This window comes from Candidatus Aminicenantes bacterium (assembly GCA_026393855.1).
GTDB lineage: Bacteria > Acidobacteriota > Aminicenantia > Aminicenantales > UBA4085 > UBA4085.
The window spans coordinates 71,058-93,300 of record JAPKZJ010000061.1 but is presented as its reverse complement, the minus strand read 5'-3'; the positions used below and the strand labels follow the sequence as shown (position 1 = coordinate 93,300).

17 protein-coding genes are annotated in these 22,243 nt (G+C 63.0%); 13 read left to right on the top strand and 4 right to left on the bottom strand.

Annotated features, from left to right (window positions below; genetic code table 11):
- Positions 1-155 precede the first annotated feature (155 nt).
- The 4 genes from NTZ26_06365 to NTZ26_06350 all read left to right on the top strand — a co-directional run bounded on the left by NTZ26_06365 (position 156) and on the right by NTZ26_06350 (position 3,998).
- Positions 156-1,352, top strand: a complete 1,197-nt coding sequence (locus tag NTZ26_06365) for an MFS transporter (protein ID MCX6560125.1) — start codon at positions 156-158, stop codon at positions 1,350-1,352.
- A 69-nt stretch (positions 1,353-1,421) separates the two neighbouring features.
- Positions 1,422-1,997, top strand: a complete 576-nt coding sequence (locus NTZ26_06360; protein MCX6560124.1) for a nitroreductase family protein — start codon at positions 1,422-1,424, stop codon at positions 1,995-1,997.
- A 100-nt stretch (positions 1,998-2,097) separates the two neighbouring features.
- Positions 2,098-3,759, top strand: coding sequence for a sodium:solute symporter family protein (locus NTZ26_06355; protein MCX6560123.1), 1,662 nt, complete (start codon positions 2,098-2,100; stop codon positions 3,757-3,759).
- A 14-nt stretch (positions 3,760-3,773) separates the two neighbouring features.
- Positions 3,774-3,998 (top strand): hypothetical protein, encoded by a 225-nt coding sequence (locus NTZ26_06350; GenBank protein ID MCX6560122.1) that lies wholly within the window; start codon positions 3,774-3,776, stop codon positions 3,996-3,998.
- A 16-nt stretch (positions 3,999-4,014) separates the two neighbouring features.
- Here NTZ26_06350 and NTZ26_06345 read toward each other — a convergent pair whose 3' ends face one another.
- Both NTZ26_06345 and NTZ26_06340 read right to left on the bottom strand, forming a co-directional pair.
- Positions 4,015-5,364 (bottom strand): TldD/PmbA family protein, encoded by a 1,350-nt coding sequence (locus NTZ26_06345; GenBank protein ID MCX6560121.1) that lies wholly within the window; start codon positions 5,362-5,364, stop codon positions 4,015-4,017.
- On the bottom strand, positions 5,361-6,785 hold the full coding sequence (locus tag NTZ26_06340; GenBank protein MCX6560120.1) for a TldD/PmbA family protein: 1,425 nt from the start codon (positions 6,783-6,785) through the stop codon (positions 5,361-5,363). The genes NTZ26_06345 and NTZ26_06340 overlap by 4 nt, the downstream gene beginning before the upstream one ends.
- A gap of 166 nt (positions 6,786-6,951) precedes the next feature.
- Here NTZ26_06340 and NTZ26_06335 point away from each other — a divergent pair, with 166 nt between their 5' ends.
- Positions 6,952-9,618 carry a family 78 glycoside hydrolase catalytic domain gene (locus NTZ26_06335; GenBank protein ID MCX6560119.1) on the top strand — a complete coding sequence of 889 codons (2,667 nt, stop codon included), beginning with the start codon at positions 6,952-6,954 and terminating at the stop codon, positions 9,616-9,618.
- A gap of 235 nt (positions 9,619-9,853) precedes the next feature.
- Positions 9,854-10,351: a hypothetical protein gene (locus NTZ26_06330; protein MCX6560118.1), complete on the top strand. Its 498-nt coding sequence runs from the start codon at positions 9,854-9,856 to the stop codon at positions 10,349-10,351.
- 130 nt (positions 10,352-10,481) lie between these two features.
- Here the strand turns inward: NTZ26_06330 and NTZ26_06325 are convergent, their stop codons facing one another.
- Positions 10,482-10,655 carry a hypothetical protein gene (locus NTZ26_06325; protein ID MCX6560117.1) on the bottom strand — a complete coding sequence of 58 codons (174 nt, stop codon included), beginning with the start codon at positions 10,653-10,655 and terminating at the stop codon, positions 10,482-10,484.
- Positions 10,652-12,043 (bottom strand): hypothetical protein, encoded by a 1,392-nt coding sequence (locus NTZ26_06320; protein MCX6560116.1) that lies wholly within the window; start codon positions 12,041-12,043, stop codon positions 10,652-10,654. Before NTZ26_06320 ends, NTZ26_06325 begins: the two co-directional genes overlap by 4 nt.
- 140 nt (positions 12,044-12,183) lie before the next feature.
- On the opposite strand from NTZ26_06320, the gene nadC reads away from it, so the two are divergent.
- From nadC to fusA, 7 genes are all read left to right on the top strand, one after another.
- Positions 12,184-13,110 (top strand): carboxylating nicotinate-nucleotide diphosphorylase, encoded by a 927-nt coding sequence (nadC, locus tag NTZ26_06315; GenBank protein ID MCX6560115.1) that lies wholly within the window; start codon positions 12,184-12,186, stop codon positions 13,108-13,110.
- The gene (nadB, locus tag NTZ26_06310) at positions 13,097-14,671 is read left to right on the top strand and encodes an L-aspartate oxidase (protein MCX6560114.1); all 1,575 of its coding nucleotides are present in this window, start codon (positions 13,097-13,099) and stop codon (positions 14,669-14,671) included. The genes nadC and nadB overlap by 14 nt, the downstream gene beginning before the upstream one ends.
- A gap of 295 nt (positions 14,672-14,966) precedes the next feature.
- The gene (ileS, locus tag NTZ26_06305; protein ID MCX6560113.1) at positions 14,967-17,744 is read left to right on the top strand and encodes an isoleucine--tRNA ligase; all 2,778 of its coding nucleotides are present in this window, start codon (positions 14,967-14,969) and stop codon (positions 17,742-17,744) included.
- On the top strand, positions 17,741-18,220 hold the full coding sequence (gene lspA, locus NTZ26_06300) for a signal peptidase II (GenBank protein ID MCX6560112.1): 480 nt from the start codon (positions 17,741-17,743) through the stop codon (positions 18,218-18,220). Before ileS ends, lspA begins: the two co-directional genes overlap by 4 nt.
- Positions 18,217-19,014 (top strand): prolipoprotein diacylglyceryl transferase, encoded by a 798-nt coding sequence (lgt, locus tag NTZ26_06295; protein ID MCX6560111.1) that lies wholly within the window; start codon positions 18,217-18,219, stop codon positions 19,012-19,014. The genes lspA and lgt overlap by 4 nt, the downstream gene beginning before the upstream one ends.
- A gap of 3 nt (positions 19,015-19,017) precedes the next feature.
- Positions 19,018-19,974 (top strand): RluA family pseudouridine synthase, encoded by a 957-nt coding sequence (locus tag NTZ26_06290; protein ID MCX6560110.1) that lies wholly within the window; start codon positions 19,018-19,020, stop codon positions 19,972-19,974.
- Positions 19,975-20,098: 124 nt separating this feature from the next.
- Entirely contained in the window at positions 20,099-22,192 is a 2,094-nt protein-coding gene (fusA, locus tag NTZ26_06285; GenBank protein MCX6560109.1) for an elongation factor G, read from the top strand.
- Positions 22,193-22,243 lie beyond the last annotated feature (51 nt).

Here is a 22,243-nt window from a genome sequence, read left to right as displayed (position 1 = left end):
TAGCGCCCAATTAGCTTTGCTTCGCTGGCTGTGTGAAGCTGCGACCTTTTTCATAATCCCCCTTCGGCTTGATTTCCCCAAACCCCGAAAACAGCCAGCCCTTCCTCCCCCAGGGGCGGGGGAGGCGGCCGACGATCTCCGGCCCCGAGGACAGGATGACGACGCCGACGAAAGACTCGTGCCCGCTGCCGCCGCCGGGAGGATTCTGGAGGCGCGATTTCCTGCTGGCTCTAGTCGGATATTTCTTTCTTTTCTTGAGCGTCGCCCTGTTCTATATCTTTCCCCTCCGGCTCGAATCATTCGGCGCGGCCAAAGCCAAAGTCGGCCTGATCATGGGCATCCACAGCATCCTGGCCATCGGGGTGCGTCCGTTCTTCGGCCGGTTGATCGACCGCAAGGGCGGCCGGGCCATCTCGATTTATGGGCTCCTTTTCTTCATGGCCGTGATCCCGTTCTTCCATCTTGTGCATGACGCCGGTTGGCTGCCGCTCCTATTGCGGGCTTTGAGCGGGATCGCTTGGGGGGTCTCGATGACCGCCAGCATGGCGGTCTGCTCCGACCTCGCCCCGGTCGAGCGGCTGGCCCGTTCGATCGGCGTCATCGGCGTCGCCGGCATCGTGGCCAGTGCGGCCGGGCCGGCCTTGGCGGAGGAGATCGTCCGCCGATTCGGGTACGGGGGCCTCTACAACGCCAGCCTGGCCTTCCTGGCCGCCGCGCTGGCCTGCCTCCTTCTGACCCGGACTATCGAGCCGGCGCTTCGCGATCCGGAGAAGATGACCGCGGCGCCGCTGCGCGGCTACGCCCTGGCCACCCTTGCGGTGGCCGCGGCCATGCCCGTTTTCCACGGCGCCATCCGCGGCTCGATCGTCAATTTCGCCGCCCTATTCGCACGCTCCGCCGGGCTCGGCCGGGTCGGCCCCTTCTTCGCCGTTTTCTCGGCGTCAGCCATCCTGACCCGGATAGTGGCCGGGGACGTTTCCGACCGCTACGGTCGCAAGGCGGTCATCCTGCCGGCCGCGGCCATCATCGGCCTCAATCTGTTCTGGATCTCCCAGGTCCGGTCGAGCTCGATGTTCCTCGTCAACGCCTTCCTGGCCGGGTTCGGGCAGGGCCTGATCTTCCCCGCGCTCAGCACCTACATCATCGACATCGTCGGGCTGGCCCACAAGGGTTTCGGCTTAAGTCTTTACCTGGCCCTCTTCGATGTCGGCATGGGGTTGGGCTCGCCTTTCTTCGGCTGGGTCTCGGACCGGGCCGGATACCGCGGGATGTATATCGTGGCCGGCATCCTGCTCCTCCTTTCCACGGCGGTCTTCGGGCTCAAGGCGCCGAAAGTCCGCCGGGCCGGATGATGGTTTCCGGAAAGCTCGATCATGGTAGAATGATCGGAGCGTCTTTCGTTTCCGAATGGGAGGAATCCGATGAACGTCCATGAAGCCGTCATGACCCGCCGGACGATCCGTCAGTATCAACCTCGCCCCGTCGTCCGCGAAGCGTTGGAGAGACTGGTCGATGCCGGCCGCCTGGCCCCTTCGGCCGCCAACCTGCAGCCTCTCGAGTTCATCGTCGTCGACGAACCCGAGGTCTGCGCGCGGGTCTTTCCGGCCCTCAAGTGGGCTGCCTACATCCATCCCCACGGCGACCCCAAGCCGGGGCAGGAGCCGCAGGCTTACATCTTCGTCCTGGTCAATACCAAGGTGCGGGAGAAGATGTACGAATACGATGTCGGCGCGGCCGTCGAAGCCATGGCCGTCTCGGCTTGGTCCGAGGGGATCGGAAGCTGCTGGCTGATCTCAATCGACCGGGCCAGGATCCAGGAAACCCTGGGGATCCCCGAGCCCTATCGGGTTGATTCCGTTCTGGCCCTGGGGTATCCGGCCGAGACTTCCACCGTGGAAGACTATGCGGACTCGCCGCGTTATTGGAAGAATCCCGACGGCTCGTTCCATGTCCCCAAGCGCAAGCTCCGGGACGTCTGCCACTTCAACGCGTTCTAGCCGGTGATCGCGCCGTCGCGGCTATATGATCCCGGATCAATTGACTCGGGCGCCGGGGATATGATAGTCCTGACTTCGGATTTCCGAAGGAGAGCGGCCCATGCAAGCGATCGGACTTCACTTCGTCGACTGGTTCATCATCCTGTTCTATTTTGTCTTCATCATCGGCCTGGGCTTCTATCTCAAGCGCTACACCAAGAGCGAAGAGGACTTCTTCCTGGCCGGCCGCCGGAACTCGTCCTGGGTCGCCGGGCTGGCCTTCCTCTCGGCCAACCTGGGGGCTCTGGAGCTTCTGGGCATGACCGGCAACACCTACAAGTACGGCATGTCGGTGGCCCATTTCTACTGGATCGGGGCCATCCCGGCCATGCTCTTCCTGGGCATCTTCATGATGCCCTTCTACTACAGTGCCCGGATCAAATCCGTGCCGGGCTATCTCAAGCTGCGCTTCGACGAGAAGACCCGCGTCCTCAACGGCTTCTCCTTCGCCATCATGACCCTGCTGGTCAGCGGCATCAACCTCTACGCCATGGCCCTCGTCCTGCACACGTTCCTGGGCTGGAACTGGGACGTCAGCATGCTGGCCTCGGCGGCCACCGTGGCCTGCTACGTCACCTTGAGCGGGCTCATGTCGGCCATCTTCACCGAGATCATCCAATTCTTCCTGATCTGGTTCGGCCTGTTCCTGGTCTCAATCCTGGGCATCGTTGAGGTCGGCAGCTTCGGCGACATCATGAAGCGGGTGCCCGAGGCTTTCTCCCATCTCTGGCGCAACACCGGCGACCCCTCGGCGAACGGTATGCTGGTGGGGTGGGGCGGCATTGTCCTGGGGCTTGGCTTCGTCCTCTCCTTCGGCTATTGGACGACGGACTTCCTGGTCGTCCAGCGGGCCTTCTCGGCCAAGAACCTGCGCTCGGCCCGGATGACGCCCATCATCGCCTCGTTCTTCAAGATGGCGGTGCCGTTCATCGTCATCGTGGCCGGGCTGGCCGCCCTGGCCCTGTCCAACGACCCCAAGAGCGGGTTCTCGCTGATGAGCGACGGAGGCAAGCTTAACTACGATTCGGCCTTGCCCATGCTCATCGCCCGCTATTTCCCGCGAGGCCTGGTGGGCCTCGGCATCACCGCCCTCCTGGCCGGGTTCATGGCCGGGCAGGCCGGCAACATCAGCGCCTTCAACACCGTCTGGACCTATGACATCTATCAGTCGATCATCCGGAAGAAAGCTTCCCCCAAGAACCTCCTCTGGATGGGCCGGGTGGCGACCATCTTCGCCGTCGTCGTCAGCGTCGGCACCGCCTACTGGGCCAAGAGCATGCCCACGATCATGGACTACATGCAGGCCATCTTCTCCTGGGTCAACGCCCCGCTCTTCGCCACCATGCTCCTAGGGATGTTCGTCAAATGGATCACCCCCAACGGGGCCTTCTGGGGCCTCATCACCGGCATGGGCTCGTCGTTCACGATGTACCTGGCCGTCAAGTTCGGCTGGATTTCGGTCGGTTTCCTGACCATGTCCAAAACGGCCAGCGACATGGCCGCCAACTTCTGGCGGGCCTGGTGGGCCTGGCTCATCACCTTCGTCGTGACCATCGTCGTCAGCTGGTTCACCAAGAAGCGGCCCGAGGCCGAGCTGGTCGGGCTGGTCAAAGGCCTGACGGCGGGAGCCCCCTTGGAGCCGGTCCCCTTATTCAAGCGACCGGCCTTCTACGCCGTTCTGTCCCTAATCGTTTTCGTCGTGCTCAACGTCATCTTTTGGTGAGAAGGAACACCCTCATGACCGATCACACGCCCAAAATGAAGCCGATCTGGTTTTTCGTCGGGGTGATCCTGCTCGTCATGGGCGCGGTCATCCTGGGCTCTGGCGTTTACGACCTAGTCCGCCATGTCGAATCGAACAAGGTCTTGTCCCATCTGCACGCCGCCGTCTGGTGGGGGGGATTGATGACCGCGTTCGGCCTGCTGTTCGTCTGGCTGAACCGGAAATCCACGGTCGACTGAAGACCGGCCGCCGGCGTCAGCTGCCGGCCACGAGCATCTCGGCCACCTTGATCGTGGGGCCGGCGATCGAGCTTCGGAAATCCAGGTCGCTGCCGATCATCTCGACGCTCTGGAGAACATCGCCCAGGTTCCCGGCGATGGTGATCTCCGAGACGGGGTAAACGATTTCGCCGTTTTCGATCCAAAGGCCGAAGGCGCCGCGGGAGATGTCTCCTGTGACCGCGTTGAGGCCGTGGCCAAGGGTCCGGATGAGCAGGAGCGCCCGATCGCAACTCCGGATGATGGCCGCGGGGTCATGCGGCCCGGGTTCCAAAAAGAAGTTGTTCGGCCCGACTCCGCCTCCGTCGGCGTTTCCGGTCACCGGAAGCCCCAGCTTGCGCGAGGCATAGGTATTGCAGAGGAATCTTTTCAGAACGCCGTGATCCACGACCACGGTACGTTGGGCGGGGATGCCTTCGGAATCGAACGGCCCGGTCCCGACCCGGCGGGGCATCAGTCCGTCGTCGATCACGGTCAGCTCATCGCGGCCGATCTTCTGACCCAGCCGATCGGCCAGAAAGGTCGAGCGCTGGTAGACGGCCGTCCCGGAGATGCAGCCGAACAGGAAACCCAGCAGGCTGCCGGTCATCTGCGGCTCGAAAATAACCGGGACGCGCCGGGTTCCGAGCTTGCGGGGGTTGAGCTGGCGGACGGTCCGTTCAACCGCGGTTCGCGCGATCTGCTCGGGCGATTCCAGATCCCGGAAATGGATCCGGCTGGAATGCCAGTCGTCCTCGACCAGGTCGTCCGTTTCGCCCGCTTGGAGGCCGACGCCCAGCCCGCAAAAGGTCTTAGCGTAGGTGCCGGCGAATCCGTTGGAGGCCGCCAGGTAGGTTCGGGCGGCGTGGCTGCTGAACCCGGCGCCGTGGGAGTTCGAAATCCGCTTGTCGGCCAAGGCGATCCGCTCGGTCTCCAGGGCCAGGCGAATCTTCGTCTTGGCCTCGAGCTCGATCACTTCGGGATCGAAGATGTCGAGGGCGTCGGGATCGATGCGGATGGGGGAGAGGTCGGCCAAACCGGCGAAGGGGTCGGGCTGGGACAGCCCGGCCCGTTTGACGGCGTTGCGGATCAACCGCTCGAGAGCCTCTTCCGACATGTCCGAGGAGGAGGCGAACGCCGTGCGCTTGTCCTTGATGACCCGGATGCCGGCGTAGCGTGAGCCGGCTTCGACCAGGTTCTCGATCTGGCCCATGCGGACATCGACGCTGAACTCCTCACCCTCGCCGATGCCGACCTCAATCTCGTCCGCGCCGCAGGAGCGGCCGAACCGCACCAGCCGCTCGGCCAGGGCCAAGTCGTCGCCGGGAGCAAAGGGATCGGGCCTCATTTCCCTCCGACCGTCATTAGAGAAATCTTCAACGTCGGGCAGCCGTCATTGACCGGGACATCCTGCCCTTCCTTGCTGCAAGTCCCGGTCGGCAGGCCGAACGCGAGGTCCGAACCGACCATTTCGATCTTCTTGAGAATATCCACGTTGCTGCCGATCAGGGTGGCCTGCTTGACCGGGGCGGTCAGCCGCCCTTCCTCGATCAAGTATCCCGAGCTGACGGAGAAGGTGAACTTGCCGGAGTCTTCGACCTGGCCGCCCGTGAACCGCTCCGCGTAAAGCCCTTTGCGAACGGAGCGGATGATGTCGGCCGGATCGTCTTCGCCGCGATCGATGTACGTGTTGGCCATGCGCGGGATCGGGTAGTCCGTGTAATCCTGGCGCCGGCCGTGGCCGGTCAGCGAACGGTTCATCAGCTTGGCGCAGAGCTTGTCCTGCAGCAGGCCGCGGACGACGCCTTTTTCGATGAGCAGGGTCTTCTGCGGAATCGTCCCCTCGTCGTCGATGGCGTAGGAGCCGCGGGAGGCGGGGATCGTGGGATCGTCGTAGATGGTGACGGCCGGCGAGCCGACCTTCCGGCCTGATTTGTTCCAGAAGACTGACGTCTTCTTGCGGACGAAATCGGCCTCCAGAAGATGCCCGACGGCCTCGTGGATGAGGACGCCGGCGTGCCCGGGAGCCAAGACGACCGGCATCTCGCCGGCCGGGGCGTCGCGGGCGTCCAGAAGCTCGACCGCTTCGCGGGCCGCCTCCCGGCCGATGGCCGCCGGCGAGGTCGGGCCGGCGAAATGCTCCCAGCCGACCCGGCCGCCGCCGCCCGAATACCCGGATTCGCGCTTGCCGTCCTTCTCGGCGATTCCGACGCAGGTCAGCTTGACCAGGGGGCGCCGATCGATCGCCAAAAGCCCCTCGGAGTTGGCCACGGCGATGAATTGGACTTGGTCCTGGATGGCGGCTTTGACCTTTTTGATGAGCGGAGAAAACTCGCGGCAGGCTTCATAGGCCTCCCGGACCAGGGCGATTTTAGTCTCGAAAGGAGCCTGATCGGGCGGCCGGATGACCCGGTAGACATCGGCGCCGCCTTCCTGCAGACGAAGATCGAGCGCCGGGATCGTCCGGCCCGATGAGGCCACCGCTGAGGCGGCCCGGGCGGTCCGCAGAATCTTGTCCATGGATAAGTCGTTGGTGTAGCCGTAGCCCGTCGTCTCGCCCGCCCAGACGCGCAGTCCGAGCCCCAGGCTGAAGCTCTCGGAGGTGTCCTTGAGGATGTCCTCTTCCATGAAGGCGGAGCGATACTCGCGGTATTCGAGGAAGATCTCGGCGAAATCCCCGCCGCTGGCCAGGGCGGCGTCCAGCACGGAGCGCAGCCCGGCGGCGTCCAGTCCGAAGCGTTGGCGGATATCGAAGGCGGGGGATAGCATGGGATCGCTCCATAGTATAGGGGGTCGGGCCGCGACATTCAATCGCTTTCGGAGGATCTTTTCAATCTAAGCCCGCTTGTCAGCGCGCGAGGGGATTTGTTATGCTGGCGCCAGCTTCATGTGGATCGTTCCGTTCCTTTCATCCAATCCCGTCCAGGAGGGAGCCATGTCGAATCCTGCTCACTTGAAGGCGGCGGCGATCGCTGGCCTCATCTTTCTAGCCTTCGCCGCGGTCCGTGCCGCGGGATCTGAAGCTGCGCCCCAGGCGCCGACGGGGCTGCGGCTTGAGTACATGACCGATCCGCTGGGCGTCGATGTGCGCTTGCCGCGATTTTACTGGACTCCCCGGCCGGCGGTCAGGGGAGAGGGCCAATCCGCCTACCAGATTCTCGTCAGCCGGGATGCCTTGTGCGCCAAAGGCGATATCTGGGACAGCGGCAAGATCGCTTCGACGGCTTTCGTCCACGTCGTCTATGGCGGGAAACCTCTGGCGTCCGCGACCTCCTACTTTTGGAAAATCCGATCCTGGGACACATCCGGGGCCGCCGGGCCCTGGAGCGAGGTCGCCCGTTTCGACACGGGGCTCTTTGAAAAGGCCGATTGGAAAGGCGCCTGGATCGGCGGCGGCGGGCTATTGCGCAAAGAACTCACTCTCGCCGCATCCGTAGTCCGGGCCCGCGCCTATGTCGCAGGGCTTGGCTATCACGAGCTCCGGGTCAACGGCCGAAAGGCCGGCGACGGCGTTCTGGAACCTGGCTGGACAACCTATGACAAGCGCGTTCTCTATGTCACCTACGATTTGACTTCGCTGCTTCGCTCCGGCGCTAACGCGGTTGGAGTTATGCTGGGGCAGGGCTGGTATAAAAACCGGGGACTGCTTCTGCGCCTGGATGTCGAAACGGCCGACGGCGGCCGCGTTTCGCTGGTCAGCGACGCGAGCTGGAAGGCGGCGCCGGGGCCGATCACGGCCGACAGCCTCTACAACGGCGAGGCGTACGATGCGCGGCTCGAGACCCCCGGCTGGGACGAGCCCGGCTTTTCGGACAAGGGCTGGAAAGCGGCTGCGGCGATCGAAGGCCCGAAAGGCGTTCTCTCCGCCCAGATGATGCCCGCCATCCGGGTCATGGACACGATCGTCCCGTTCAAGATGACCAACCCCAAACCGGGCGTCTATGTCTTCGATATGGGCCAGAACTTCAGCGGCTGGGCCCGGCTGCGGGTCTCCGGTCCGTGCGGCGCGGCCGTCCGCCTGCGCTTCGCCGAATTAACCTACGGCAACGGCCTGATCAACCAGGAGAACCTGCGCAGTGCCCGGGCCGAGGACGTTTATACTCTCAAGGGCGAAGGGGAAGAGACCTACGAACCTCGTTTCACCTATCACGGCTTCCGTTACGTGGAGATGACCGGCTTCCCCGGCGTGCCGACAGCGGAGACCTTGCGCGGCCGGGTGGTCCATTCGGGCGTCGGACAGACGGGCTCCTTCTCCTGTTCCAAGCCGATTCTCAACAGCCTCCAGAGGATCATCACCTGGGGCCAGAAGACGAACCTCCACAGCGTGCCCACGGACTGCGACCAGCGGGACGAACGGATGGGTTGGATGGGTGACGCCCAAGGGACGGCCGAAGAGGCGATTATGAACTTCGACATGGCCGCCTTCTATACCAATTTCCTGCGGGATATCCGCGACGTCCAGGACGAACAGGGCCGGATCACCGACACCGTACCTCACATCTGGGGCAGCCGGCCGGCCGATCCGGCCTGGGGCACCGCCTATCCGCTGATCGCCTGGTATATGTACCAGTACTACGGGGACAAGCGGATCCTGGAGGAGCACTACGACGGGCTCAAGGCCTATGTCGAGTTCCTCCGCGGTAAGGCCGAGAACGGCCTCGTCAAATACAGCTACTACGGCGACTGGGTGGCGGTGGACAAGACTCCGGGGGCGATCGTCTCCTCATTCTATTATTACTACGACGTTCGCGTCCTGGCCGACATCGCCGCCGCCCTCAAGCGCGACGCCGAGGCCCGCTCCTACGGCGAGCTGGCGGCCTCGATCAAGGAAGCTTTCCAGGCCGAATATTTCGACCCCAAGTCGAAGAACTACGCCAATGGGACCCAGACGGCCAACGCGCTGGCCCTTTTCCTCGAGCTCGCGCCGGAAGCCGAGCGCGGGGCTGTTTGGGGCAACCTCTTCGACAACATCGCTTACAAGAACGACAGCCATCTGACGACAGGGATCATCGGGACCAAGTACATCATGGAAGTGCTGAACCGGTTCGGCGCCGCCGACCTGGCCTATGACATCGCCGCCCAGACGAGCTATCCGAGCTGGGGCTATATGATCGAGAATGGAGCCACTACCCTCTGGGAGCTTTGGCAGAAGCGGGAAGGCCCGTCAATGAACTCCCACAACCATCCGATGTTCGGCAGCGTCGGCGCCTGGCTGTACAAGACCCTTACCGGCCTCAATCGGGCGCCCGACACGGTGGGTTTCGAAAAGATCCTGATTGCACCCCAGATGGTTCGCGACCTGACCCACGCCTCCGGCTCGATCGGCACGGTCCGCGGACGCCTGACCTCGTCCTGGTCGAAATCGGCCAAATCGATCGCCATTGAAGTCGAGATCCCGTGCGGCAGCGAAGCCGAGATCGTCCTACCGCGGGGAACGCTTCGGGACGTCGTGCTCAAGGAGGGCGGGGTCGTGATCTGGGCCGGGAAGAAGGCGGCGGGAACCGCGGCGGGCGTCCGCTCGGTCGAGGAAGTCGACAAGGACAACCTCGTCCGGATCAAGGCCGGGTCCGGCCGCTACGCGTTCGAGTTAAATGGAGATTGAAGGATTAACTGGGTTGAATTATTTTTTTCGGGGTGCTTCCTTTTTTGGTGTCATTGACATCGCCGCGCGGCCGGCAGTTATTTTCGGCGTGGTCAAAAGGGGAGATTCTTCGGCTGGAGCGGGAATTCGGTGCGTACTGGAAAAAGCAAATTCCTATCCATTCCCAAAAACTACGCTTGAATGTGCATAAATGCGGCTATACAGGCCCAACAAAGCTTCAACAAGAGGGAGGGTTATGAATAAATTTTGTTCGACTACAATGATGGCTGTATTCCTTTTACTCTTTTCAAATGAAATACCAGCACAAACCATACAGTCAAAACTCAATCAAATGGAGTTAATGAAACAATTGCTCGGCACATGGCAGAGCACTATAGACGAAGGCACTGTTCAAATTTTGGAAACTAAGTTATTTGGGAAAGCAGTGATAATAACTGTAACCAATGAAATTAAAGGTGAAAAATCTCCAGTTTTTATGGAGCTTAGTGGTTTTGACGATAGAGATGGCAAAATAAAAGGTTTTTTAGTTTTCCCTAATGGTAAGTATGTTACATGGATAGGTCAGTTCATTACAGAAAATACCATTAGGGGAAATGTGGTTGACAATTTTAATCCAGAAGTTATTTTGTGGATTCATGAGTACGTAATTTTAAATCCTAAAGAAATTATGTCAATCGGGTATGATTCAAAAGGTATAAAAACGGGAGAGTCTAAATTTTCAAAAGTCGAATAGTTGGCCGATCTTGCTGCGTAGTTCCCTTGCCATGATCATGGCTGCAGAAGGGACCGTTCACGCAGCATGACACCGTTGCCCCCAACGGCGCACCCCGAATCGCTTGGAATCCCGGAATCGGGATGTGTCCCTATTTTTTCTTAAAAGCCCACAGGCCGGCGAAGACGAAGTATGCGGCGGTGGCGAACAGCAGATCGATTTTATAACGGGCCGCGTCCATCCGGCCGAGGAAGTAGAGGACCGGGAAGACCAGCCCGACGGCCAGGCTGACGATCATCAGGGGGATCGACCAACGGCGGCTCATGCCGGCCTCCTTGCCGCGGCCTTTCGTTCGGGCCAGGCTTGCAGCAACAGATACAAGACGACGGCGATGCCGTATCCGGGCAGCCATTTGAAGTATAGATGGATGGGCAGGGCGAAGACCGCGACCAGGGTGCCGATCCAGACGGCCAGGACGCGCCAGTTGATCATCCAGCCGTGATGCTCGGCCCGAAATTGCTCCAGCTTGAGCAGCGGCAGTATCCAATGCTCGGTGAAGACGATGGCTCCGATCGGCATCAGGACCAGTCCGTAGATGGCCACGTAGTCCAGCAGCTTCATGAAGACGATCGGGAAGCAGGCCAGGATCGTCGTAATCGTTCCTGCCGCGACGGTCACTTTCCAGCGCGGCCAGCCGGGCGTGATCGTCTGCAGGGCCAGGCCGGCCCGGTAGAGTGTCGGGTTGGCCGTGGTCCAGCCGGCCAGGACGACCGCGCCGACGCCGGCGAATCCGGCCGCCTCAAAGGCCATCAGCCCGGGGTTCATCTCGCGGCCGACGGCGGCCACCATGACGCCCGAGCAGATCCAGGCCAGATAGTGCCCCGGGAATACGCCGAAGGCCGTGAAAAACCCGTACGTCCAGCGCTTGGCATAGCGGAATACGGCCATGTCGGAGAGCCCGATGTGCATGGCCAAGTTGCAGAACCAGGCGAAGAAGAGGATGTGCCAGAAGCCCAGCGGCTCCTGGCCGGCGACCGGGATGCCGTTCCAGATCTTGGTTCGGGCGATCTCCCAGAGGTTGTCGAAGTTCGTGTGGACGCCCAGCTTGGGCAGGGAGGCCAGGGCGCCGGCGATGAAGACGAGGAAGATCCAGGGCGATACGCCCTGGGCGAAGCGGCTGAGCTTTTCGAAGCCCAGCACGGCCAGGGCCGTAAAGGCGGCCCCCAGGCCGATGGCTAGGAGGACCCAGCCCAGGCTGTTGGGTAGGACGTCGGTCAGCTTGGGGCTCTTGATGCCGAAGGCCAGGCCGATCGCCGTGGCCGAGACGGCGATCATGGCGCCGGCCAGGATGCAATAGAGGATGGCGTTGGCGATATTATAGACGACGGTCAGGCCGGGACCGGCGATCTTGCGCACGTACCAATAGAGCGTCAGCCGGGTGCGCACGGCGATCGGGGCGCAGACGAACGTCCAGGACAGGACGGCCAAAATATTGCCGATGAGCAGGCCCAGGAGCAGGTCGCCGAACGAGACGCCGTGCAGGACGAAGAAGGCGCCGATGACGAACTCGGTCGCCGCCACGTGCTCCCCGGCGAACAGGCCCATAAACTTCGAGGCCGATTGAAGCTTGTCGGGATGGACGGGCTCGCGGTCGAACTCGTTCAGCTGATCCAATTGAGCGGCGATTGCGGCGAACTTACCGGTGCGGGCCATACCGGCCTCCTCTGGAAGCGTTCGGAGCCCGATCATATACCGATCCCGACGGCAGGGACAAGACCAAGCTGAACGGGACGGGAATCGTGCGGGGAGGATCCGGGTTTGACGATCCAAAGCGATGACCTTATAATCCCGGGGTGAAGAAAACAGCTTGGCTCGACGCGGCCGATCGGGTTATTACGGCCGCTTTGCGCGAGGACGCCCCTAAGGGGGATATCACTTCGCAGAGCCTTCTTCCCCCGGGCCTGCTGGCCAGGGCCGTTTTGATGGCCAAGCAGGATGGCGTTCTGGCCGGCCTGGAAGTGGCCGCCCGGGTCTTTCGCCGGGTCGATCCGCGCGTCTCGTTCAACCGCCTGCTCAAGGACGGCGATCGGTTTCGTCCCGGCGATATCCTGGCCGAAGTCGAGGGCAAGGCGGCCGGGCTCCTGCTAGCCGAGCGGACGGCACTCAATTTCCTGCAGCGCCTGTCCGGCATCGCGACCGTAACCCGCCGTTATGCCGACGTCCTGGCCGGGACGAAGACCCGGCTCCTCGACACCCGTAAGACGACCCCGGGGCTGCGCGTCCTGGAGAAACAAGCCGTGGCCGCCGGCGGCGGCGTCAACCACCGGATGGGTCTCTCCGATATGGTCCTGATCAAGGACAACCATCTTCTCCTCGTCCCCGGCATCGCCGATGCCGTCGCCCGGGCCCGCCGCAAGGTCGGCCGCGGCATGAAGATCGAGGTCGAGGTGACGAGCTTCGCCCAGGCCCGCGAGGCCGTCGAGGCCGGGGCCGATCGGATCATGCTCGACAACGTGTCTATCGCGGCCATGCGCAAGATCACAGCCTGGGTCGCAGGCCGCGTCCCGATCGAAGTTTCGGGCAATGTCGACCTGAAGCGCCTGCCCGCGATCGCCGCTCTGGGCGTCGCTTTCGTCTCGATCGGCCGTCTGACCCATTCCGCTGCCGCGGCGGACATCAGCCTGGAGCTGATCGGCCCGCTGGGCCGCGACGAGCCCCGGGTCCCATTGGATGGGTTGGAGCGAAGGCTCCGCGAGAAGGTCGATCATGGCCGCGGCTGAGACGATTCGGACCGACGTCCTGATCATCGGCTGCGGCATCGCCGGGGCCAGCGCCGCTTTCGAGGCGGCCAAGGCCGGCCTGAACGTGGTCGTCCTGGCCAAAGAATCCGCGGCCGAGGAATCGAACACCTACTACGCTCAAGGCGGGATCGTCACCTTGGGTCCCGACGACGAACCCGCCATCCTGCGCGACGACATTATCCGGACCGGCGACGGATTGAGCGATCCCGCCGCGGTTGACATCCTGGTCGCGGACGGCCGGGCTCTCGTCGACAGCGTCCTGCGGGGCGAGCTGGCGGTGCCGTTCGACCGCGACGCGTCCGGCGCTCTCGACTACGCCCAGGAGGCCAGCCATTCCCGACGGCGCATCCTCCACGTCGAGGATACGACCGGCCGCACGATCGAGGAGCATTTCCTAGCCGCCCTGGCCCGCTTTCCCACCATCCGCCTCCTGACCGGCCAGACCGCGGTCGACCTGCTGACGGTGCCGCATCATTCGAAGGATCCCGTCGCGTACTACCGGGAGCCGCGCTGCCTGGGAGCCTATGTCCTTGAGAACGCTTCGCGGCGCGTCCGGACGATCCTGGCCCAGACGACCGTCCTGGCTACGGGCGGCTGCGGGTCCGTCTTCCTGAACACTTCGAACCCTCCCGGTGCCAACGGAGCCGGCTTCGCCATGGCTTACCGGGCCGCGGTCCGCATCGTGAACATGGAGTACGTCCAGTTCCATCCGACGATCCTCTATCACCGCGACGCGCCAGGATTCCTGATTTCGGAGACGGTGCGCGGCGAAGGGGCCCGGCTCAAGACCCTGGACGGCCGGACGTTCATGGAGAAATACAGCGACCGGGCTGACCTGGCCCCGCGTGACGAAGTGGCCCGGGCCATTTACGAGGAGATGATCAACGCCAACACCAGCCATGTCCTTTTAGACCTGGCCTCCTACGCGACCATCGATATCGTCAAGCGGTTCCCCAACATCGCCAAGACCTGCGCCCGCTACGGCATCGACATCGCCCGCGACCCCATCCCGGTCGTCCCGGCGGCCCACTACTGCTGCGGCGGCGTCCTGGTCGACGGGCAGGGGAGGACGTCGCTCAAGGGGCTCTATGCGGTCGGCGAAGTCTCCTGCACGGGTGTCCACGGTGCCAACCGGCTGGCCTCAACCTCGCTCCTGGAGGGTCTGGTCTGGGGGACGCGGGCGGCCAGGGATATCGTCGCCCGCTTCGCCCCGGCCGAGCTCATCCCGGATTCCGAAATCCACGAGTGGTATTATCCGACCCGCGAGGAAGCCATCGACCCGGCTCTGATCAACCAGGACTGGCTGACCATCCGCTCGACCATGTGGAACTACGCCGGCGTCCTGCGCCGGGGCAAGCGGCTGGAGCGGGCCAAGGCGGATCTGGAGTATCTGCGCCACCGGATCGAACGGTTCTACCGCGAGGCGGTCATGGACGCCTCCCTGGTCGGGCTCCGGCACGGCATCGAGACGGCCCTCCTCATCGTCCATGCCGCCCTGGCCAACCCCGTCAGCGCCGGGGCCCACTACCGGGTCGACTGATCTCCCGACCTCGGGAAACGCGGTTCGGAGTACCGTCCCGGCGGCTTCGGGTCTTTAACGCCTTTTCCCACAGTTCGTCTCGGCACATGCAGCCGAAGGCGCTTACCGGTTCCCTCCTTGGAAGGAGGGGCTGGGGAGGTGATATCAATAAAATTAAAAGTGTTCGGCGCCTTCGGAATTAAGTATCTTACGGAACTCCGCATGTTTGTCTATAGAGGTTCCTTTGACCGCATTATGGTCTCTGGGAGCCGGATGTTCTATAATAAGCCGTTAATTTTCAGGCGGAGAGAACCCCATGGCCGACGGACCGGATGTGAAAAGCACGCTTAACCTGCCCCAGACGCCCTTCGCGATGAAAGCCAAGCTGTCCCTGAAGGAGCCTGAGCTCCTCCAGCGTTGGGAACAGATCGGCCTGTATGACAAAATTCAGGCCGCCCGGGCCGCGTCCCCCTCCTTCGTCCTGCACGACGGGCCGCCCTATGCCAACGGCAACATCCACTTGGGTACGGCCATGAATAAGATCCTCAAGGACTTCATCATCAAGTCCAAGACCATGCAGGGCTTCCGGGCGCCCTACCTCCCTGGTTGGGACTGCCACGGCCTGCCGATCGAGATTCACGTCGACAAGCTGCTGGGGGACAAGAAGAAGGAGCTCTCGCTCATCCAGATCCGCGAGGAATGTCGGGCCTACGCCCTGAAATACCTGGACATCCAGCGATCGTCCTTCAAGCGCTTGGGCATCCTCGGCGAATGGGACAAGCCCTACATGACCATGGACCCGGCTTTCGAAGCCGAGGTCATCCGGCATCTGGCCGCCTTCTTCGCCTCTGGCAACGTCTTCAAAGGCAAGCGGGCCGTCCACTGGTGCCCGGTCTGCAAGACGGCCTTGGCCGAGGCCGAGATCGTCTACAAGGACAAGACCTCGCCCTCGATCTATGTCAAGTTCCCGGTCGTTTCAGACCTGTCCGACATCTCGCCCGCCCTGGCCGGGCGCAAGATATCGGTCATCATCTGGACGACGACCCCCTGGACCCTGCCGGCCAACCTGGCCATCGCTTTCCATCCCGAGCATGACTACGCGGCCTGGGAGTCCGGCGGCGATGTCTACATCACAGCCCACCGGCTGATGCCCATGGTGGCCGAGATCTGCGGCTTAAAAGACCCCCGGGTCCTGGCCGTCTTCCCCGGCCGCGTGCTGGAGAAGCGCAAGGCCCGACATCCCTTCATCGATCGGGACTCGCTGTTCGTCCTGGCCGAGTACGTCAGCCTGGAGGACGGAACAGGCGCCGTCCACACCGCGCCCGGCCATGGCCACGACGACTTCCTGACCGGGGTCGCCTACGGCCTGGACCCTTACGCTCCGCTCGACGACGAGGGCCGCTTCCTGCCCGAAGTGGAGAAATACGCCGGCCTCAACGTCTTCAAGGCCAACCGGATCATCAACGAAGACATGAAAAAGGACGGCTCGCTCCTGCACGAGAACGAGATCTCCCACTCCTACCCCCATTGCTGGCGGTGCAAGAGCCCGGTCATCTTCCGGGCCACGGCCCAATGGTTCATCTCGATGGACGCGGCCGGGCTGCGAACGAAGGCCCTGGAGGCGATCAAGCGTGTCCGCTGGGTGCCGGCTTGGGGCGAAGAGCGCATGGCCTCCATGATGGCCGGCCGGCCGGATTGGTGCATCTCCCGTCAGAGGTCCTGGGGTGTCCCTATTCCCGCCTTCGACTGCCGCCAATGCGGGCATGTCCTGGCTGACGAGGCGATCGCCCTGCGAGTGGCCGACCTCTTCCAGGCCGGCGGTTCGAACGTCTGGTTCGAGAAGACCGCGGCCGAGCTGCTGCCGCCGGGGACGGTCTGCCCGCAGTGCGGCTCGTCCGACCTTGAAAAAGAAAGCAACATCCTCGACGTCTGGTTCGAGTCGGGGGCCAGCCAAAACGTGCTGGGTAAGCGCCCCGATCTGCCTTGGCCGGCCGACGTCTACATTGAAGGCCACGACCAGCACAGGGGCTGGTTCAACAGCTCCATGGTTATCGGGGTCGGGGCCAAGGGCAGCTCGCCCTATCGCGCCTGCATCACCTGCGGCTTCGTCCTCGACGCCAAGGGCCGGGCCATGTCCAAATCGGCCGGCAACGTTATTGAGCCTAAGGAAATCATCGCCCGCGGCGGAGCCGAAATCCTGCGCCTGTGGGTGGCCATGCTCAATTACAAGGAAGACGCCCCCTACGGGGTGGAGATCGAGGCCCGCATCGTCGAGGCTTACCGGAAGATCCGCAACACCTGGCGCTTCCTCCTGGGCAACCTTTCCGACTTTTCGCCCGACACGGATGCGGTTCCGGCCGCGGAGATGGAACCGCTGGACCGCTGGGCTTTGCGCCGCTTTACCGAGGTCGGCCGGCGCATGCGCAAGGGCTATGCCGACTACGAATTCCACGTCGTCTATCACGCCCTGGCCCAGTTCTTCACCGTCGACTTGAGCGCCTTCTATCTGGACGTCCTTAAAGACCGTTTATACTGCTCGGCCAAGTCCTCGCGGCTGCGCCGTTCGGCCCAGACGGCCCTCTACCGCATCCTGCGGGACTCCCTGACCCTGATGGCCCCCATCCTTCCGTTCACGGCCGAGGAAGCCTGGGACGTTCTCCCGCCCCGGGTAGGCCGTGAGGAATCGGTCCATTTGGCGCTTTTCCCCGACCTGAAAGAGGAATGGATGGACGACGTCGAGGCTGCGGAGTGGGAAGAACTGCTCACGGTCCGGGAGACGGTCCTCAAGGTCCTTGAAAACGCCCGCGAGCGGAAAGAGATCGGCACATCGTTGGAGGCCCGGGTCCGCCTGGGGGTGCAGCCGGCGCAGGCCGGCCTGATCGAGCGGTATCGCGACCAGCTCGCTTCGCTGTTCATCGTCTCCGACGTGGCTGTCGAGCCGGCTGCGGGCGACGCCCTGGAAGCCGCCGTCAGCCCCGTGCCGGGCGGCAAATGCCTTCGCTGCTGGACCTATTCCGAATACGTCGGCACCAGTCCGGACCATCCGGAGTTCTGCCGCCGCTGCGACGACGTCGTCTCGGGGAGGGCGCGATGAAGAAGAATTGGCCATACTTGGCTTTGATGGCTGCGCTGGTCGGGCTGGATCAGGCCTCCAAGGCCCTGATCGAAGCGAAGATCGGCCTGCACGAGACGATCCCTGTCGTCCGCGGGTTCTTCAACCTGACCCATCTCCGCAACAAGGGGGCCATCCTGGGCGTCTTCAACGCTTCCGGCAGCCGCCTCGTCCCGCTGGGGCTCGGCCTTCTGGCCTTTGCCGCCATGATCCTGGTCGCGGTCTATTTCCTTCGGACACCCGCTTCCCAGAAGCTAGTCCGGGCCTCCTTCGCCTTCATCATCGCCGGGGCCCTGGGCAACCTGGTCGACCGGGTGGCCCACGGCTACGTCGTCGATTTCCTGGAAATGCACGTCAAGAGCTTCTACTGGCCCACTTTTAACGTCGCCGACAGCTGCATCACCATCGGCGCCGTCCTGCTCATCTTCGTCTTTTTTGTGAGGAGACAACCCGCGTGAAACCCATTCTGATCAAGCTCGGTCCGCTGACCATCCATTCCTACGGCTTCATGATGGCCTTGGGCGTAGCCCTCGCCCTGTGGTTCATCTATCGTCAGGCGAAAAAGCAGGGGATGGACGCCCCCCGCCTCCTCGACGCCGCTTTCTACATCATGATCGTGGCCCTCGTCGGGGCCAAGCTGATCCTGCTCCTGGGCAACATCGGCTACTACTTCAAGAACCCCAAGGAGCTCATCTGGGTCGCCCGCACCGGCGGCGTCTTCCAGGGTGGGCTGGCCTTCGGGATCCTGTTCGCCCTGTGGTACTTCCGCCGGCACAAGATGCCGACCTGGAAGATCGCCGACCTGGCCGTCCCGGCCCTGGCCCTGGGCCACGGCTTCGGCCGCATCGGCTGTTTCCTAGCCGGCTGCTGCTACGGCACGGAGTGCGCCCTGCCCTGGAAGGCGACGTTCCATTCCGAATATGCCCATAACCTGACCGGCATCCCGTTGGGAACGCCGCTTCACCCGGTTCAGCTCTACGAGTCGGCCCTCAACTTCCTCAACGCGCTGATCCTGTTCCTTGTCCTGCGGAAGAAGAAGTTCGAGGGGCAGGTCTTCTCCCTCTATGTCCTGAACTATTCCATCATTCGCTACATCACCGAGTTCTTCCGGGGCGACCACCCGGACCGGGCCTTCCTCCTGCGCGGCCCCTCGCCCCTGTTGAGCGTCTCCTACCCCCAGCTTTTCTGCCTGCTGGGGCTGGCCGCGTCCCTGCTGATGCTCCGGATCTTTGCCAAGCGGGCCCGCGTCTAAGCCGTGCCGAAAACCTCGTTCCTCGTCCGGCCCGATGCCGGCGAAGGCGTGCGCCTGGACGTCTTTCTGGCCCGCCAAGTCCCGGATTTTACCCGGTCCCAGTTCCAGCACTTCGTCGATAAGGGCCAGGTCTGGGTCAACGGCGAGGCTCGCAAGTCCGGCATCAAGCTGCGGGCGGGGGACCGCGTCGAAATCGACGTCGAGATTCCCGTGCCCGCGCCGGCCAAGGCCGAGCCGATTCCGCTCGATCTCATCTACGCCGACGCCGACATCGTCGTGATCGACAAGCCCAGCGGCCTGGTCGTCCACCCCGGCGCCGGCAATCGGGATGGGACCTTGGTCAATGCTCTGCTTCATCATTTTCCCGAGATCGAGGGGTTGGGGGAGGAGGACCGTTGGGGGATCGTTCACCGCCTGGACGGCGACACCTCGGGCGTCATGGTCGTGGCCCGTTCGGAGCGTGCCATGGTTGAGCTCAAGCGCCAGTTCAAGGAGCGGGAGGTCAAGAAGATCTATTGGGCCCTGGTCTGGGGACCCATGCATCGCAACTCCGGCACTCTGGATTGGCCGATCGGCCGCCATGTCACCGACGGCCATATCTATTCGATCAAAACCCGCCGGCCCCGCGTGGCCATCACCGAATACCGGGTGATCCGGAACTTCGGCCCCTTTGCCCTGCTCGAAGTCCACCCTCGGACCGGCCGCACCCATCAGATTCGGGTCCATTTGTCCACGGCCGGTCATCCGGTCGTCGGTGACCGCCGCTATGGGGGCCAGAAAGGCCGGCCCAGCTTCCCGCGGCTTTTTCTCCAGGCCCGGGTTCTCGGGTTCCGGCACCCGACGACCGAAGCCTGGATGGAGTTCCAGGCTCCCTTGGCGCGCGAATTGGCCCTGGTCCTCAAAGCCCTTCATCGCGGCGCGGAGCCGCCCCGCCCCCTGCCGAAGAAGCGCCGCCGCTGACGGGGCGGGCCGGATCGGCCCCGCTTGAGGCCGTCCCCCTCTTTGGTGTATGATGGCGTTCACTTTTGCGTGAAATGATGACCTCAAGAGATCTTCGCCACACAATCGCCTGGAGGCTTCCCGCATGAAAGATTACCCCGTCGAAAAAATCAGGAACATCGCCCTGGTCGGACACGGCTCGTCCGGTAAAACGACGCTGGCCGCCGCCGTCCTCTTCGATGCCGGCGTCTCCAACCGCCTGACCAAGGTGGACAAGGGCAACACGATCACCGATTTCGAGCCCGAGGAGATCGAGCGCAAGATCTCGATCAGCTCGGCGGCCTGTTTTGTCGAGTGGAACGATAATAAAATCAACATCATCGACACGCCCGGCTACAGCAATTTTCTGTGGGATACGTCGGCCGGGCTGCGGGCCGTCGACGGCGCCGCCGTCCTGGTGGACGCCGTGGCCGGGGTCGAAGTGGGGACCGAGAAGGTCTGGGAGATGCTGGAGGAGTTCAGCCTGCCCCGGCTCGTCGTCATCAGCAAGATGGACCGCGAGAACGCCAATTTCAGCCGGACGATCGAATCCGTGCAGCAGTTTTTCGGCCGCCAGGCCGTTCCCGTCCAGATCCCGATCGGCGAAGAGAAGAACTTCCGGGGCGTGGTCGACCTGGTCTCTCAAAAGGCCTATCTGTATGAGAAGGACGAGAGCGGCAAGTTCACCGAAGGACCCATCCCGGCTGAAATCAAAGAGGACGCCGAGCACCGCTTCCGCGAGCTGGTCGAGATGATCGCGGAGTGCGATGAGAAACTGATGGAGAAATACCTGGAGGCCGGCGAGCTCCCGGCCGATGACATCGCCAGGGGTTTGAAAAAGGCTATTCTGGCCCGCCAAATCTACCCGGTCTTCGCCGTTTCGGGCGGCCAGAACATCGGCGTTCAGACCCTTCTCGACGGGATTCTCGGCCTGATGCCGACCCCGGTCGAGCGCGGCCCGGTGGCCGCGGTCGTCGCGGGCAAGGACGACAAGATCGCCCCTTCCTCCGACGGCCCGTTCGCCGCGCTGATCTTCAAGACCTTATCCGATCCCTATACCGGCCGCATCAGCGTGATGCGGGTCTTCTCCGGCCGGGCGAACCCCGACGCCCTCCTGGCCAATACGGCCAAAGAGATGGACGAGAAGCTGGGCGGCCTGTTCTTCCTCCAGGGCAAGGAACAGATTCCGGCCGGCCAGGCGCATGCCGGCGACATCGTGGCCACGGCCAAGCTAAAAGCTACGGCCACCGGCGAAACCCTGTCCGGCAAGGGCTGCGGGATCGCCATCCCGGCCATCAAGTTCCCCGCGCCCTCGATCTCCTTCGCCATCGAGCCCAAGACGCGGGCCGACGAAGACAAGATCAGTCAGGCCTCGCATCGGATCATGGAAGAGGATCCCACGGTCGGCTTCGAGCGCGATCCGGATTCGGCCCAGCTTCTGATCTCCGGCGGAGGGGAGCTGCACGTCCGCATCATCACCGAAAAGCTAAAGAAGCGGTATAACGTCGACGTCGAGCTCAAGCCCCCGAAGATCTCCTACAAAGAGACGATCAAGGGGCGGGCCGACGTCCAGGGCCGGCACAAGAAACAGACCGGCGGCCGCGGCCAGTTCGGCGATATCTGGATCAAGATGGAGCCCCTGGCGCGCGGTAAGGACTTTGAGTTCGACGATAAGATCTTCGGCGGGGCCATCCCGCGCAACTTCATCCCCTCGGTCGAGAAGGGGATGCTCGAAGCCCGCAAGAAGGGCGTGCTGGCCGGTTATCCGGTGGTCGACTTAAAGATCATCCTTTACGACGGGTCCTACCACGACGTCGATTCCTCGGACATCGCTTTCAAGATCGCCGCCCATAAGGCCTTCAAGCTGGCCATGCAGCAGGCCAAGCCGACCATCCTGGAGCCGGTCATGAACGTCGAGGTCTACACGCCCGAGCAGTACATGGGCGACATCATGGGCAACCTCAACGGCCGACGGGGCAAGGTCAGCGGCATGGAGCAGAAGGGTACCATGCGCATCCTGAAGGCCGTCGTGCCCATGTCGGAGATGCTCGACTTCGAGCCGACTCTAACCTCGATCACCGGCGGCCGCGGCTCTTTCCTGATGGTTTTCAGCCATCTGGATGAGGTCCCGTCCCACCTCCAGCAGAAGATCATCGCCGAGGCGGTCAAGGAAGGCCGGGTCCGGCAGGAAGAAGAATAGAAAGAGACGGGTCCTGCCTGCTCCGGCGCCGTGTCGGTTATTCACGACTTT

What these genes read in the sequence shown, in the direction of transcription:
- NTZ26_06350 (MCX6560122.1), top strand. Translation starts at nt 3,774, where the DNA reads ATGACCGATCACACGCCCAAAATGAAGCCGATCTGGTTTTTCGTCGGG.
- ileS (MCX6560113.1), top strand. Translation starts at nt 14,967, where the DNA reads ATGGCCGACGGACCGGATGTGAAAAGCACGCTTAACCTGCCCCAGACG.
- lspA (MCX6560112.1), top strand. Translation starts at nt 17,741, where the DNA reads ATGAAGAAGAATTGGCCATACTTGGCTTTGATGGCTGCGCTGGTCGGG.
- NTZ26_06345 (MCX6560121.1), bottom strand. Translation starts at nt 5,364, where the DNA reads ATGAGGCCCGATCCCTTTGCTCCCGGCGACGACTTGGCCCTGGCCGAG.
- NTZ26_06365 (MCX6560125.1), top strand. Translation starts at nt 156, where the DNA reads ATGACGACGCCGACGAAAGACTCGTGCCCGCTGCCGCCGCCGGGAGGA.
- NTZ26_06335 (MCX6560119.1), top strand. Translation starts at nt 6,952, where the DNA reads ATGTCGAATCCTGCTCACTTGAAGGCGGCGGCGATCGCTGGCCTCATC.
- fusA (MCX6560109.1), top strand. Translation starts at nt 20,099, where the DNA reads ATGAAAGATTACCCCGTCGAAAAAATCAGGAACATCGCCCTGGTCGGA.
- NTZ26_06330 (MCX6560118.1), top strand. Translation starts at nt 9,854, where the DNA reads ATGAATAAATTTTGTTCGACTACAATGATGGCTGTATTCCTTTTACTC.
- NTZ26_06355 (MCX6560123.1), top strand. Translation starts at nt 2,098, where the DNA reads ATGCAAGCGATCGGACTTCACTTCGTCGACTGGTTCATCATCCTGTTC.
- NTZ26_06320 (MCX6560116.1), bottom strand. Translation starts at nt 12,043, where the DNA reads ATGGCCCGCACCGGTAAGTTCGCCGCAATCGCCGCTCAATTGGATCAG.
- nadB (MCX6560114.1), top strand. Translation starts at nt 13,097, where the DNA reads ATGGCCGCGGCTGAGACGATTCGGACCGACGTCCTGATCATCGGCTGC.
- NTZ26_06360 (MCX6560124.1), top strand. Translation starts at nt 1,422, where the DNA reads ATGAACGTCCATGAAGCCGTCATGACCCGCCGGACGATCCGTCAGTAT.
- NTZ26_06340 (MCX6560120.1), bottom strand. Translation starts at nt 6,785, where the DNA reads ATGCTATCCCCCGCCTTCGATATCCGCCAACGCTTCGGACTGGACGCC.
- NTZ26_06325 (MCX6560117.1), bottom strand. Translation starts at nt 10,655, where the DNA reads ATGAGCCGCCGTTGGTCGATCCCCCTGATGATCGTCAGCCTGGCCGTC.